The 13,858-nt window shown below is 56.1% G+C and carries 12 protein-coding genes and 1 other RNA gene; 1 reads left to right on the top strand and 12 read right to left on the bottom strand.

All coding sequences use genetic code 11. The features are described from left to right. Positions 1-246: 246 nt before the first annotated feature. The 11 genes from trfA to ACZRJQ_RS19835 form a co-directional block, all read right to left on the bottom strand. On the bottom strand, positions 247-1,143 hold the full coding sequence (gene trfA, locus ACZRJQ_RS19885) for a plasmid replication initiator TrfA (protein ID WP_003439544.1): 897 nt from the start codon (positions 1,141-1,143) through the stop codon (positions 247-249). 1 nt (position 1,144) lies between these two features. Beyond that, positions 1,145-1,360, bottom strand: a complete 216-nt coding sequence (locus ACZRJQ_RS19880) for a helix-turn-helix transcriptional regulator (protein ID WP_003439546.1) — start codon at positions 1,358-1,360, stop codon at positions 1,145-1,147. Between the two features lie 89 nt (positions 1,361-1,449). Further along, entirely contained in the window at positions 1,450-2,178 is a 729-nt protein-coding gene (locus ACZRJQ_RS19875) for a hypothetical protein (RefSeq protein ID WP_003439549.1), read from the bottom strand. 57 nt (positions 2,179-2,235) lie between these two features. Then, positions 2,236-3,474 (bottom strand): tyrosine-type recombinase/integrase, encoded by a 1,239-nt coding sequence (locus ACZRJQ_RS19870; RefSeq protein ID WP_003439556.1) that lies wholly within the window; start codon positions 3,472-3,474, stop codon positions 2,236-2,238. Between the two features lie 166 nt (positions 3,475-3,640). Continuing rightward, positions 3,641-4,032, bottom strand: a transfer-messenger RNA (tmRNA) gene (ssrA, locus tag ACZRJQ_RS19865). A 74-nt stretch (positions 4,033-4,106) separates the two neighbouring features. Then, a complete protein-coding gene (locus ACZRJQ_RS19860) occupies positions 4,107-4,400 on the bottom strand; it encodes a hypothetical protein (RefSeq protein WP_463980026.1) in 294 nt (97 codons plus the stop codon). A 198-nt stretch (positions 4,401-4,598) separates the two neighbouring features. Then, positions 4,599-7,409 (bottom strand): FAD-binding and (Fe-S)-binding domain-containing protein, encoded by a 2,811-nt coding sequence (locus tag ACZRJQ_RS19855; protein ID WP_463980025.1) that lies wholly within the window; start codon positions 7,407-7,409, stop codon positions 4,599-4,601. Continuing rightward, complete coding sequence (locus ACZRJQ_RS19850; RefSeq protein ID WP_463980024.1) at positions 7,406-8,077, bottom strand: LutC/YkgG family protein; 672 nt, start codon at positions 8,075-8,077, stop codon at positions 7,406-7,408. Before ACZRJQ_RS19850 ends, ACZRJQ_RS19855 begins: the two co-directional genes overlap by 4 nt. Then, positions 8,077-9,534, bottom strand: coding sequence for a LutB/LldF family L-lactate oxidation iron-sulfur protein (locus ACZRJQ_RS19845; RefSeq protein WP_463980023.1), 1,458 nt, complete (start codon positions 9,532-9,534; stop codon positions 8,077-8,079). The genes ACZRJQ_RS19850 and ACZRJQ_RS19845 overlap by 1 nt, the downstream gene beginning before the upstream one ends. Next, positions 9,531-10,355 carry a (Fe-S)-binding protein gene (locus ACZRJQ_RS19840; protein ID WP_463980022.1) on the bottom strand — a complete coding sequence of 275 codons (825 nt, stop codon included), beginning with the start codon at positions 10,353-10,355 and terminating at the stop codon, positions 9,531-9,533. The genes ACZRJQ_RS19845 and ACZRJQ_RS19840 overlap by 4 nt, the downstream gene beginning before the upstream one ends. A gap of 139 nt (positions 10,356-10,494) precedes the next feature. Then, positions 10,495-12,189 (bottom strand): lactate permease LctP family transporter, encoded by a 1,695-nt coding sequence (locus tag ACZRJQ_RS19835; protein WP_463980021.1) that lies wholly within the window; start codon positions 12,187-12,189, stop codon positions 10,495-10,497. Between the two features lie 259 nt (positions 12,190-12,448). On the opposite strand from ACZRJQ_RS19835, the gene ACZRJQ_RS19830 reads away from it, so the two are divergent. Then, positions 12,449-13,216, top strand: coding sequence for a GntR family transcriptional regulator (locus tag ACZRJQ_RS19830; RefSeq protein WP_463980020.1), 768 nt, complete (start codon positions 12,449-12,451; stop codon positions 13,214-13,216). 113 nt (positions 13,217-13,329) lie between these two features. On the opposite strand, the gene smpB is transcribed toward ACZRJQ_RS19830, so the two are convergent. Then, positions 13,330-13,812, bottom strand: a complete 483-nt coding sequence (gene smpB, locus ACZRJQ_RS19825; protein ID WP_048383611.1) for an SsrA-binding protein SmpB — start codon at positions 13,810-13,812, stop codon at positions 13,330-13,332. Between the last annotated feature and the right edge of the window lie 46 nt (positions 13,813-13,858).

The raw sequence follows: 13,858 nt of genomic DNA, 5'->3' as shown, positions 1-13,858 counted from the left end.
CCGGCCTGAGCATTTGCGTAGCCGGATTCTGGATGGCAGCAGCGCAGGTGTAAATAGTTACTGTAAAGTTTTTTGCATGGATTGGCTGGTGCACAGATTAAATAACGATTTAAAAGCGATTAGCGGGTATCGGTTTTTTGGCCTTAAGCTTTGTAGATGCTGGTTCTAGGTATTGTTAAAAATACCTGCGACAACGGTATGTGCTACCTGTAGAAACGGCTTCGAAAACCCGTCATAACGGTATCATTACCCGCTATGACGGTAAGGTTTACCCGCTGTAACGGTACGGTTTTGGCGTTTTGAGATGTGGCGCTCCTGAGAGGGGCTTGGGCGCTTATTGACGCTGACCAACTCACCATCGATCTGATACGTAAATTTTTGGCCATGTTCGGCGCTGGCTAGGGCCAGCCTGTCCAGAGCTCTACGTAGTAACTGGAGAAATTTGCTCGGGCTAACAGTTTTGCTGCCCGAAAGTTTGTGCAATGTGTCGATGCGGACCGGGTAGGGGGCTGCATGTGTCGAATAATATCCGTGCAGCCACTGCGCCAGGGGGCTCCCGCTCAGCATGCATCTGACGCCCCAGTGAACTAGCGTGAACTGATCGCTGGCGAACAGCCCGATGATGCTGGGGTTGAGGCCCAGGACAAGCGGTTTATTACCTTCGAGGTAATCCGCCTTAATCAGGTTGCCCTCATATACAAACGAGGCTGTACGAATCGACAGCTCGCAGCTGCTGAGGCGCAGCAGTCTGTGTTTCAGGCTGGTTCTGCTAGGGCCCGTGTCCGTGATGCCCAGGCCTTTTAACAGAGCGTATATGCTCGTGTGGAACTCCTGATCCAGGGGATGATTGCGCAGCAGGTGTAGCAGCGTAGCCCAGAGGTCTAGGTCGCTCTGGTCGAGCTGTTCTCCGCTGTAGGTCAGTGCAATACCAGCCTGCGAGGTGATCGTAGTTCCATCCAGTCTGGCTCGTTGGCCCTTGCCTATCACTGCAAACAAAGCCGAGCGCAAGACTGCGTTGGGCAGTGCGCGATAGAGTTCTCGCCAGTTCTGTAGGCGAGGTGCTGGAGCATCAGCGGGGCGGAGGGCGGATGTCGTAGCGCTTGCCCTGGCCTCCAGTTCCCTGACCTTGGTCAGCGGGCCCATTTCAACCGTTGTCCCGCTTCTCAATCTGAGCTCGTATCCAGGCTTCAACCTCGGCGACAACGTAGAAGTTCGTCGCCTGCCTGTGGGGGCCGTCTTTGATGGGCTTAGGGAAGGTGGCGTCTTTTTTGCGCAGCTTGTCCAGACCCGACCTAGATAGGTCCAGATGCTCAATCAGGCTGGTTTGGCGGATTAGGGTTTTCTGTGTGTCCAGATGCATACGGGCGTCTCCTGGGTGATGACGCTCGCTAAGTTATGCATCTCGATGTGCCCGCACACTGCTGTCGGGGCGCATGGCAGTAGTTGTTTCTAGCTGTCGAATTTGCTGATGGATGGGGCTCTGTAGTTGCGCAGCCAGTCCCGTTCTTGTTCGTCTAGACCGTGGCACCTGAATGTGCAGCTTGGCAGCTCAACGGAGCAGGGCAGTGTCCAGAGCGCATTTGGGGTGCAGATCGGCTCTCTTGCATTCTTGCTAGTCAGCTTTGGTGCAAGTTTGCCGAGTTCGTTTCCCAGGCTCAGTTGCTGCAGATACGAATCCGAACTGATGGGCGTGGCAAGATTTGCGGTCGACTGGACATGGATTTGGAGGGCCGCCCAGAAATGGGCTACGGGCATGAAGGCTGACCATGCTCGCCGAATAGATCTCTCTCCGGGGGATATCTTGCCTCCTAACGAGTTTCGGGCCTCCTGGAAATACTGGGCTCCTAAGTGGATTGCCTTGTTGACGCTGGCGTCTTCGCCACTGGCATTCAGCTTGATCAAATTCAGAAGTATCTCGCCGGCAACTGCCCCCCGTATGGCGAGACTTTCCATAGCATCCGCTCCTGCAGTGGCAGGGCTTTCGAGCAGATCCTTGAGCACCTCGACGGGAACTGATTCAAGCCCATCCCCGCTCGCACAGAAAAGCGTGTATTCGGCCATTTTTCGTCTGAGATATGCGTTTCTCAGTTTTTCGTCTGCGGGGTGCAGCATGTAGGCCGTAACTTCAAGCGGAAGAAAGGCTGCTTCATAAGGTGCATAGAATTTCATCACTGGCATGCAGTATCGCTCACTCTCTGGGTCGGTGTGCTTCGATGAGTAGGCCGGCATTTGTATCTACGCGCGCTTGATTTGCACCACGTTGCCAGCAGCCAGTCTGTCAAGATGGTCGGCATACCACTGCATCATGATTTTGCGTTGCTCCAGGTAAGTGCTTTTGTCATAGACGCCCCGGACGCCTTCTTTTACATGCGAGAGCTGAGCCTCAACGTGCTGTGAGTCGAAGCCATTCTCGTTGAGAATGGTACTGGCCAGATGGCGGAAGCCATGGCCTGTCTGCCGGCCTTCGTAACCCAGGCGACGCAAGGCCATCAAAAAAACGGTGTTGCTACGTGGCTTGGTCATGTCGCTGCGGCCGGGGAAAAGAAGCTGGTAGTTGCCTGTGATGTTGTGTAGTTCTCGAAGCAGTGCAATAGCTTGGCTGGGCAAAGGTATGAGGTGTTCGCGGCGCCGCTTCATGCGTTCAGCAGGAATCAGCCATAACCCGGCATCGAGATCGAACTCCTGCCAGCGTGCTTCGCGTAGCTCCGATGGGCGGCAGGCAAGCATCGTGAGTAGCTGCAAGCCAAGGCGCACGTCTGTTGCGTGAGGGTAGGAGCGGATGGCCCTCAGCAGTGCGGGAAGCTCATCAAGGGATACATGGGCGAAATTTTCGACAGGCTTGGTCAGAAGGAACTTATGCAGGCCTTCGAGCGGGTTGTGAGTGGCGCGTCCGGTAACCCTGGCGAGATCGTAGACTTCTCTGCACATGCCGCGAACGCGACTTGTTTGCTCGACGATGCCTGTCTCTTCCATGGCTCGCAGGAAGTTCATCCATTCCATCGGCAGAATGCTGGTGAACGGCCGTTTACCGAACACGGGGAAAACGTGCTTTTCCAGTGCTCCGATGGTTCGGACAGCAGTCCCTTCTGTCCAGGTCTTGCATTTGGCGCTGTACCACTCGCGCGCCAGGCGCTCGAAGGTGTTGTTGGCTGCCTCTAGCTCGGCTGCCTTCTGGGCTTGCTTGGTTGCGAGAACGCTACCGCCTTTTGCGGTGTGGTCGCGCAGTTGGCGAACTTTGCGGCGCGCCTGTTCGCCGGTCAGTTGGTGGTCACCAGCGCCATAACCGCCGAGACCTAGCCATGACCACTTGCCATCCGCCTTTTTGTAGCGCAGCTGCCAGGATTTTGATCCGTCTGGTTTGACCCGGAAGTACAGGCCGTCACCGTCTAGCTCTCGATATTCCTTAGGCTCTGGCTCCAGGCTGGAAAGTACGGTGTCGGCCAGTGGGCGGCGCTTGATCTGACTGCGCTTCACTTGTGTATCCCCTCGGTTCACTTTTTATCAAAGGATACACGGCGGGATACACGGCGGGCAATTGTATGGGGGCGCATGTGGGGATGTGCAGATACAAGAAGGCCCGCACGGGGCGGGCTTTTCAGGGGTGTTTCCGGTCATGTTGGAACATGTGGAAACTTGCATTTGGTGGAGCCGGGGGGATTTGAACCCCCGTCCGCCAGTACTCCGCTGTCGGTACTACATGCTTAGCCGTATCTATTAAGTTAACCCTCAGCGACCCGAAGGGCAGGGTGCTTTGGGCGAGTTGTGTAAGTTTTAGCCGCTTCGTCCACAACGTACTGCACGGCGATCCTGTTCTATATGACAATCACTTCAGGTTTACAGGCATCCCCTAGTGATTGCTGGACCCGAAGGTACCAGGAGGATGGCTAAGGCAGCTTACGCTGCGAGAGCTTGACCCTCGTAGGTTTCGTCATTGGCAACTATAAGTAGTTGCAACAGTGGATTTACGAGTTCTGTTACCAACTCGGCATGCACCTAGAGTTTCGCAACCGGCGTCGAATCCTAAACGGCCCCGATGCTTGCTGTGTATAACCAGCAAGCTTGCGGAGTCTACGCCAATCTGGCGCAGAAGGCCAACCTCAAGGGACTTAGTTGTTCTGACTATTCTTCAGCGTTGAGATTTTTGCTACTTCTGCGCTGGTTAAATCAACGCAGGCTTGGTTGTCACCTTCGCTTTGTTTTTGCTGGGCGTTATCTCTAGCTGTTTTGAGGTTGTCCAGTGTGTTTTCACTTGTTGTGGGCAGAGCTGTCAAATAGCTGTTGATTTTATCTAGGTTGATGGCGCACAAGTCTTTGGGCGATGGCGTTGTTTCTGCCGCAAACACCGGAGAGACCGACATCACTGCGCAAATAAACAGACCTGTAAGAGCGGTACGCTTCATAGGGGAGAACTCCTGTGCAGATGAGAGGCCCGGTGGTTCCGGGCTCGGTTATATGCCCCAAACACTGGGGCCTTACGGCAATTGACTATAGCTGCGCTCAAGGGTTCTGCTTTTATTTCACTATGAGTGGGAATGTTTTGTTCGGGGAAAAAACGCACAAAAAAGGGGCGTAAAAACGCCCCTTCGTAGTCACTCTTTTTACAGCGCTTTGGCACCTGTCACCCGATCTACCAAGTACACCAAGCTGTGGTAATCAATGCCGCCATGCTGTGTCAGGCCAATTTCGCAGGTGCGGCTGGTTGATATTCCCTCGCTGCAATGCTGTACGGCATCTTTTAGCGTGCGCAGTGAGTGTGCGTTCAGCTCGGGCGTGGTGAAGCCCTTGTCGCCAGCAAATCCGCAGCAATGTATGCCTTCGGGGATTACAACGTCGTTGCTGCACAGCCGTGCAATGTCGATCAACGCTTGGCTTTCGCCCAAGTGCTGGGTGCTACAGGTGACGTGCACTGCAATCGGCGCGGCTTGTGGGGTGAAGTTGAGCTTGTCCACAAGGTGGGTGCGAATAAAACGCACTGGGTCGTACAGGTCTAGACGTGTTTCGCCCAAGTCTTGCACTAAGCGTAAGGTGCAAGGGCTGGTGTCACAGTAGATCGGATCGACCCCGCCGCGGCTGGCATGCAGCAGTGCGCCAATTAACTCCTGGCGCTTATGTTCTGCTTGTTCGGCGTAGCCTTTAGAGGCGAATGGTTGACCGCAGCACAGGGTGTCGAGGTTGTCTGGGAACACCACTTGGTAACCGGCTTTTTCCAGTAGGCCTTGGGTTTTGGCCAGCAGTGACATTTGTTCGGTGTCACCGGCCGCAGGCCCCATCACTCGCGATACGCAGGCCACCAGATACACCACCCGTGGCCGTGCATCCTTGATTGGCGGGCTGAAGCGAACCGCTCGCTCGGGTTGCGGCATGGCGTTGGTCCACAGTGGCACTCGGCCTTTGCTGACGTTGGTCAGTGCGGCCGATATTTTCGCCAACCGGGGAGCTCCCAGTAGCATGCGAGCACCGTTCGCGGCGTGCAGGGTGAAGCGCGCACCTTGCAGAGTGGTTGCAAAGTGATTGCCCAGCCAGTCGGCTGCTTTGAGGTTGTTGGCAGTGCGCGCGCGCAATTTTTTTACCAGCTCGCCGGTGTTGATGCCCACGGGACAGCGTTGTGCGCACAACCCCGTTGCTGCGCAGGTATCAATGCCTTGGTAGGCGTAGGCTTTTTCCAGCTCGCGGGTGTCGATGCCTGCTCGCTTCTTTGCCTGAATATCACGCCAGATCACAATTCGCTGGCGCGGGCTCAGGGTCAGGCCTTTCGATGGGCACACCGGCTCACAGAAGCCGCACTCGATGCACTTATCCACAATCTCGTCAGCGGCAGGCAACGGTTTCAGGTGTTTGAGATGGATTTGCGGGTCTTCGCTGAGCACCACGTCTGGGTTGAGGATGCCCTGCGGGTCGAGCAAACGTTTGAGCTTCCACATCAGTTGGTAAGCGTCGCTGCCCCATTCAAGCTCCACAAACGGCGCCATGTTACGGCCTGTGCCGTGCTCAGCTTTGAGCGAGCCGCCGAACTCCACGGCCACCAATTGCGCCACGTCATCCATGAATGCTTGATAGCGCGCGACTTCTTCGGGGGTGTTGAAGCCTTGGGTGAACACAAAATGCAGGTTGCCTTCCAGCGCGTGGCCGAACAGGATGGCTTCGTCATAGTGGTGCTTGTCGAACAGTTCGATCAGGCGATTAACCCCGATGGCCAGTTGTTCGACCGGAAAGGTCACGTCTTCGATGATGACCGTGGTTCCGGTTTTGCGCACGGCCCCGACAGCCGGGAAAGTGTCTTTGCGAATCGCCCAGAGCTTGGCGTTTTCAGCCGGGTCTTCGGTGAAGTCGACTTGTTTTTCGACGGGAAATGCCGACAGCGAGGCCATGATTTGCGCTAACTGCTCGTGCAGCAACGTCTGTGTGGCTGCGCGAGATTCGATCAACAGCGCGCAGGCATTGGCCGACAGTTGCTGTACGAAGGCGGGCATGCCGGGTTTTTCTTGCACTGATCGCAAGCTGCGTCGGTCCAGCAGTTCAACCGCTGACACGGGCTGGCTTTTGAGGACGGTCACTGCGTTACAACAGGTTTCAGCGTCCGGAAAAACGATCAAGGCCGAGGCCTTGTTGGGGTGATCAATCACGGTGTCGTAAGTCACCGAACTGATAAAGCCCAAGGTGCCTTCGGAGCCCACCAGCAAATGGCTAAGAATATCCAGCGGTTCATCGAAATCCACCAAGGCATTGAGTGACAGGCCAGTGGTGTTTTTCAGACGGTATTTGTGGCGGATTTTTGCAGCTAATTCAGTATTGGCGCGTGTCTCGCGCGCCAATGTCGCTAACTGCTCCAATAAGTCTTCATGGCTTTGGCGAAAAGCGGCGATGTTGGCCGCGTCTTCAGTGTCTACGCGGGTGCCATCAGCCAGCACCACGCGCATGCCGGCCAGCGTGTGGTAGGTGTTTTGTGCTGTGCCGCAGCACATGCCGCTGGCGTTGTTAGCAACAATTCCGCCAATTTTGCAGGCATTGATTGAGGCGGGGTCGGGGCCGATTTTTCGTCCGAATGGGGCAAGCCATGCGTTGGCTTGCGCCCCAATCACGCCAGGTTGCAGGCGGATTTGTGTGCCTTGGCCACGAATCTCTTTGGCGTTCCAGTTATCGCCCAGCACGATGAGCACCGAGTCACTGATGGCTTGGCCGGACAAACTTGTCCCGGCAGCACGAAAGGTGACCGACACTTGGTCGCGGCGAGCGAGATGCAGCAACTCAACCACTTCGTCTTCGGACTCAACGCGAATGACCAGCTTGGGAATCAGCCGATAAAAGCTTGCGTCAGTGCCGAAGGCCAAGGTTGAGAGCGGATCATCAAAACGACGTTCTTGCGGGATCAGCCGCTGGGCATCACGCACAAAGCTAGCGGGCAGGCTCATGCGTCCTCCAGAATCAACACCACCAAGTCTTTCGGCCCGTGGGCGCCATAGGCCAGCACTTGCTCGATGTCGGCAGTCTTCGATGGGCCAGACACCAGTAAAGCGTTGGTGGGCATACCGGCAGCCCAGTTCATTTCGCGCTGTACTTGGTAAAAGTTGTCGCGAATTTCGCTGGCTTTGAGCAACGCAAAATGTACGGGCGGTACCAGGCTCATGAGGCGTGGTTCTTCAGGTGTTGGCCACATGATCAAGCTGCCAGTGGCGGCGATTGCGCCCAAGGTGGTGGTAAAGCTGGCGGGGGTGTCGTTAAACAGTTCGTCTTTCCAGTCTTCCACGACCCGGTTGTAGGCCTTGAGTGTTGGCAGGGTCGGATTCTGGTTCCAGTGTGCAGTTACTTTTTGCCCGTGAGGTGTCGTCGGGGCAATCAGCAAGCTGGGTAGCTGACGATCGGTGACTAATTGCGCCAACAACGCGGGCCAGTTTTGTTCGGTGCTGAGATGAATTTCGGTGTGTACGGCTTCCATCAACTTACGTAATTGAGGAATGCGCTGCTCAGGGGCATATGTCCAAGGCTCTGTCACCAGCGCCTCGTCAAAGTTGTCAGCCACTGGAGTGGTGCCAGTCAGACTGTTGCGCAGCTTGTTGAGGATATTTTGTTTAGCGCTCATCACTGGTCTCCCGACTTTTTAGCCAAGTGTTCGCGGGCCAGATCGTGCAGCGAACGGGCAGCAGGTTTTGGGGCGCTGTGGTTTTGTGTCCACGGCCCAACATTGCTCGGTGTCAGCCCACGCAGGCGGGTGGCGGCCTTCAGGAACAAACGATAGAGAGTGGGCGAGCTGTTGAGTTTGGCCCAAGCGTTCCAGATGAAACGCTCTTTGCGTGAGTACTTGCTGCCTTGGCCGCGCATGATACGTGGGGCTGAGTCTGGCGCTTTGACGTTCTCTTCACGCAGGCGGCGCAACAGGGCAGGGATCGGGATTTTTACCGGACACACTTCGCCGCACGCACCGCATAACGATGAAGCGCTGGGGTGATCTGGCACTTTGGCCAAGCCCACCATGTGCGGGGTGATGATCGCGCCGATAGGGCCGGGGTACACCTCGCCGTAGGCATGACCGCCAATGCGGGTGTAAACCGGGCAGTGGTTCATGCAGGCACCACAGCGAATGCAGTTCAGGGTTTGGCGCAATTCACTGTCGGCAAATGCTTGGCTGCGGCCATTGTCCAGCAACACCAAGTGCACTTCTTCCGGGCCATCGAGTTCGCCGGTTTTGCGCGGGCCAGAGATCATGTTGACGTAAGTGGTGATCGGCTGGCCGAGCGCAGAGCGGGTCAGCAACGAAACCAGCGGCACTACATCGCGCAGGTTTTCGACGACTTTTTCGATCCCGGTGACGGCAATGTGTACGGGCGGAACAGTGGTGGACATGCGGCCGTTGCCTTCGTTTTCCACCAACAACAGCGTGCCGGTTTCGGCCACGGCGAAGTTGACCCCGGATACACCGATGTCCGCTTCGAAGAATTTTTGGCGCAGCACACGACGACCGATCTGGATCAGTTGGTCGACGTCTTTGGTGTATTCCACGCCGAGCTTTTCGTGAAACAAGTCGGCTACTTGCCCTGCGTTTTTGTGGATCGCGGGCATGATGATGTGGGATGGTTTTTCGTTGTCGAGCTGAACGATGTACTCGCCCATGTCGGACTCAAGGCATTCAATGCCTTGGGCGCCGAGCACGTGGTTCATCTCCATCTCTTCGCTGACCATCGACTTGCCTTTGATCACTTGCTTGGCTGCACGGCGGCGGGCGATGGATAGCACGATGTCGTTGGCTTGTTCGACGGTTTCGGCCCAGTGAACCTGCACGCCGTTGCGTGTCAGGTTGGCTTCCAGTCGTTCGAGCAGGTCGGGCAGTTTGGACAGTGCGCGAGCACGAATGGCATTGCCGAGCGCACGTAAGTGTTCGCGCTCGTGGGCGTCGCTGAAAGACGCCGCACGTTTGGTCATCAGAGAGTCCATAGCACTGCGAAAGTTGTTTCGCAGTTGCTTGTCTCCTAAAGCCTCGTGAGCCCGCTCGCGGAAGTCTTCTTCCACGGCAACGGTAGGAATTAGTGTGCTGGTGCTCATTGTTCACCTCCGGTGCGCTGCCACAAGAAACTGGCCAGATGCTGGCCGCGCAGGGCTTGTTTCTGTTTTTCCAGCGAGCCGTTGATGTTCATCAGGCAGCCGCAGTCGGCACTGAGCACTTGGTGCGCGCCGGTGTCGATCAAAGAGCGGGTTTTGTCAGCCACCATTGCACCGGAAATATCAGGCATGCGAACGCTGAATGTCCCACCAAACCCACAGCATTCACTTTCGTGGCTGTGATCAATACGTTCGACGTTTGTCAGTTGTGACAGCAGTTCGCGGCCATGCAGGTGGGTGTTCATTTCTCGGCGTGCAGAGCAGGAGGTGTGCAGCGCCACTTTGACGGGGGCGCCGCTGTCTTTGAACTGCACCTTGCACACAAACAGCAGGAATTCGGTGAGTTCGAAGGTTCGTTCAGCCAGTGCATGAACGCGTTTCAAGGTTTCGGGTTCGTCTTTGAACAAGTCTTCGTAGTGCTCGCGCAACATACCGGCACAAGAGCCAGACGGCACGACTACGGGGTAATCTTGCGCGAATAACGCCAATTGCGAGCGTGCGACGTCACGTGCCTGATCGGTGTAACCCGAGGTGTAGGCTGGTTGCCCGCAACAGCTTTGACCTTGTGGATATTCGACCTCAATGCCTTCGCGCTCAAGCAGATGGATCGCATCCATCCCGGCCTCGGGGAAGAACAAGTCAACCACACAGGTGCCGAACAGGTAGACCTTACGCGGCTTTTGCGCGGGGTATTGGCGGGGCTTTGGAAGGGGCGGGGCGACGCGAGTCGCGTTAGGCACAGCGTTGTAAAAAAGCTCGCTCATCAGGCGTCTCCGGGTTGTCCCGGTTATGCGTCCACGGCAGCGGTTGAAAAACGCTTCAGTCGCTGGGCAGACCGGGTTGTGAATTACTGGCGCCGAGGGGTTAGCTCGGCGCCATTAACAAGCAGTAACCATAGCGCTATTAGTGCACCAGCATGCCGGTGAACCAGTAAGCCTGAGCCAGAGTGATCAGGCCCACGATGGTGGCAAAGAACAGGCTGTGTTTGAGAGTGAAGCGGAACAGGTCGGATTCTTTACCCACCAAGCCAGTCGCCGCACAGGCCACGGCAATAGATTGCGGGGAAATCATTTTGCCAGTCACGCCGCCACTGGTATTGGCGGCCACCATCAAGGTGTCGCTGACACCGATCTGGTGGGCAGTGGTAGCTTGCAGCGAGCTGAACAGGGCGTTGGACGAGGTGTCGGAGCCTGTCAGGAATACGCCCAGCCAGCCGAGGAAAGGCGAGAAGAACGGGAAAGCTGCGCCCGTGCCGGCCAATACCAACGCCATCGTCGAAGACATGCCTGAGTAGTTGGTCACAAAGGCGAATGCCAGCACCATGCCGATGGACAAGATCGGCCAGCGCAGTTCGAAGAAGGTTTCCTTCAAAGTGGTCAGACCAGTCTTGACGTTGATTTTCAGCACTAGCATCGAGATCAGCGCTGCGAAGAAAATCGCCGTACCGGTGGCTGAAATCGGGTCAAGTTTGAACACGGCAGCAATTGCAGTCGGGGCATTAACGATTGGCGCTGTTTTGATCACGAGTTGATCAAGGTGCGGGATCGCGAAGTTGAATACCCAGCCATACATCGAACCGCCGGGGGCGAACATGGCCTTGAATGGCTTGAGCGTCCAGATGGTGACGAGCACGGTCAGGATCAAGAACGGCGACCACGCTTTTAGGATTTGCATCAGGCTGTAAGGCGATGCCATAAGGTTGGTCGGCTTGCCGAAACCACCTGCGCTGGCAGTGACGATAACGTCAGAAGTCACGCCCGCAATTTGTGCGCCTGCAGTGCGTTTTGGCTGCCAGATTTTCAGAAACAGCGTCAGGCTGACCAAGCTGGCGAGGGCTGAAGTGATGTCCGGCAGCTCTGGGCCAATGTAGTTCGACGTGTAGTACTGGGTGATTGCGAAGCTCAGGCCAGCAACCAATGCGGCAGGCCAAGTTTCACGTACGCCGCGCAGGCCGTCCATCATGAACACTAACCAGAACGGGACGAACAGCGACAGCAGCGGCAGTTGACGACCGGCCATTGCGCCGATCTTGAACGCGTCGATGCCGGTCACTTGGCCGGCAACGATGATCGGAATGCCCAGCGCGCCGAAGGCTACAGGCGCGGTATTGGCGATCAGGCACAGGCCGGCAGCGTACAGCGGGTTAAAGCCCAAGCCGACGAGCAATGCTGCAGTAATGGCAACTGGGGCGCCGAAACCGGCAGCACCTTCAAGGAACGCACCAAAGCAGAAACCAATCAGTAGTACTTGCAGACGCTGGTCGTCAGTGATCGACAGTACCGAGCTGCGAATAATTTCGAATTGGCCGCTTTTAACGGTCAGTTTGTAGAGGAACACCGCGGCAACGATGATCCAGGCAATTGGCCAAAGGCCGTAGGCAAATCCATAGCCTGCTGCTGCGAAGGCCATATCGACTGGCATTTGGAAGGCAAATATTGCCACCACAATCGAAAGGGCGAGGGTAATGCTCCCTGCGACGTGACCCTTGAGGCGGAACACGGCCAAAGCCAGGAAGAAGAAAACGATCGGAATAACGGCTGCGAGTGCAGATAAGCCAAGGCTGCCGAGCGGACTATAGATCTGTTGCCAGGTTTGCATATGGGGTGGCCCCTAATTGTTATTGGTCATTGCTGCTGGTCGCGCTTGGCTAATTGGTATTACCAATTTACAACCGCTGTCGGCTAGGTTAAAAGCCTTATGTGGGATGTGTCAATTTGCCGCCCTAAATCTTTTGTCGGACAAATCGTTGTTTGCGCATCTGATGGGCTTATTTGCGGTAATTCTGCTGGGTGTTTGAATTGCGCCAATCGGCGAGAATAGAGGGCCCGACGCGTGGTCGGGATGGTGGAGAGCAGTTATGGGGTTTGATCAAATTCGTCAGCGCCGTTTGTCTGACGATATTGTCGAGCAGTTGGAGGGAATGATCCTTGAAGGCACGCTCAAGTCAGGTGAGCGTCTGCCGGCTGAGCGTGCGCTGGCTGAACAATTTGGCGTCTCGCGCCCGTCTTTGCGTGAGGCGATTCAAAAATTGGCCGCTAAAGGTTTGTTGGTCAGTCGCCAGGGTGGCGGCAATTATGTAGCGACTTCGCTGGGTTCAACGTTCAGCGATCCACTGTTGCAACTGCTTGAAAGCAACCCTGAAGCGCAGCGCGATTTACTGGAGTTTCGACATACGCTGGAGGCATCCTGCGCTTTTTATGCGGCCTTGCGTGCTACCGATGTCGACCGGGAACGGCTGGGTACAGCGTTTGAACGCTTGCAGGATTGCTACGCGAGAGTCGACGAAGTGAGCCGTGCTGAGGAGGGTGAGGCGGATGCCAGTTTTCACCTGGCCATTGCTGAAGCAAGCCATAACGCGGTGTTACTGCACACGATTCGCGGGCTGTTTGATCTGCTTAAACGCAACGTAGTGACCAACATTGGCGGGATGTACAAGCAGCGCAGCGAAACGCGCGACATGCTGATTAGTCAGCATCGCGAGTTGTATTTGGCGATTATCGAAGGGCGTGCAGAGGATGCGCGGGAAGTTTCGAGCCGGCATCTGATGTATGTGCAGGAAGTTTTAGAGGAGGTGCGTCAGGAAGTTCAGCGCACAGCGCGGGCCGAGCGACGTAATGGGCTATGAAGGTGGCCTCTGTAGGAGTGAGCTTGCTCGCGTGTAGATCAGCCGGGAATAAATGATGCGCCCAGTGGTTTACATCGCGAGCAAGCTCGGTCCTACAGAATTAAGGGCTGGAACTAGTCTTCCTTGCCCTTGTTACGCACGGCACGCTGCAGCTCGCGATCAGAATCACGCTCGCGCTCAGTGTGGCGCTTGTCGTATTCCTTCTTGCCTTTGCCCAGGGCGATTTCGCACTTGATCAAGTGCTTGCTCCAGTAAAGCGAGAGGCAGACGCAGGCGTAACCCTTCTGCTGCACAGAGGCAAACAGTTTTTCCAGCTCGCGCTGGTTGAGCAGCAGTTTGCGGCTGCGCGTAGGGTCGGCAATAACGTGCGTGCTGGCAGTCGTCAGAGGGGCGATGTGGCTACCGAGCAGCCAGGCTTCACCATCCTTGAGTAGCACATAGCTGTCGACCAGCTGTGCTTTGCCTGCACGCAGACTTTTTACTTCCCAGCCGGCCAGGACCAGACCAGCCTCGAACCGATGTTCGATGAAGTAATCGTGTCGCGCTTTTTTATTCTGCGCGATGGTCCCTGTGGGGTGTTTCTTTTGTTTAGCCATAGGGGCGGCATTATAGGCAGTTGCGAGCGAGTCTGCTACGGGCACC

The sequence above is a fragment of the Pseudomonas sp. E315 genome (assembly GCF_055406205.1).
The sequence above is the reverse complement of the archived record's forward strand: the minus strand, read 5'-3'. Positions and strand labels throughout refer to the sequence as shown.

Bases quoted from the DNA above. Each gene is read 5' to 3' on its own strand.
- ACZRJQ_RS19840 (WP_463980022.1), bottom strand. From the start codon at position 10,355: ATGAGCGAGCTTTTTTACAACGCTGTGCCTAACGCGACTCGCGTCGCC.
- ACZRJQ_RS19860 (WP_463980026.1), bottom strand. From the start codon at position 4,400: ATGAAGCGTACCGCTCTTACAGGTCTGTTTATTTGCGCAGTGATGTCG.
- ACZRJQ_RS19845 (WP_463980023.1), bottom strand. From the start codon at position 9,534: ATGAGCACCAGCACACTAATTCCTACCGTTGCCGTGGAAGAAGACTTC.
- ACZRJQ_RS19830 (WP_463980020.1), top strand. From the start codon at position 12,449: ATGGGGTTTGATCAAATTCGTCAGCGCCGTTTGTCTGACGATATTGTC.
- ACZRJQ_RS19855 (WP_463980025.1), bottom strand. From the start codon at position 7,409: ATGAGCCTGCCCGCTAGCTTTGTGCGTGATGCCCAGCGGCTGATCCCG.
- trfA (WP_003439544.1), bottom strand. From the start codon at position 1,143: ATGGGCCCGCTGACCAAGGTCAGGGAACTGGAGGCCAGGGCAAGCGCT.
- smpB (WP_048383611.1), bottom strand. From the start codon at position 13,812: ATGGCTAAACAAAAGAAACACCCCACAGGGACCATCGCGCAGAATAAA.
- ACZRJQ_RS19850 (WP_463980024.1), bottom strand. From the start codon at position 8,077: ATGAGCGCTAAACAAAATATCCTCAACAAGCTGCGCAACAGTCTGACT.
- ACZRJQ_RS19875 (WP_003439549.1), bottom strand. From the start codon at position 2,178: ATGCCAGTGATGAAATTCTATGCACCTTATGAAGCAGCCTTTCTTCCG.
- ACZRJQ_RS19835 (WP_463980021.1), bottom strand. From the start codon at position 12,189: ATGCAAACCTGGCAACAGATCTATAGTCCGCTCGGCAGCCTTGGCTTA.
- ACZRJQ_RS19880 (WP_003439546.1), bottom strand. From the start codon at position 1,360: ATGCATCTGGACACACAGAAAACCCTAATCCGCCAAACCAGCCTGATT.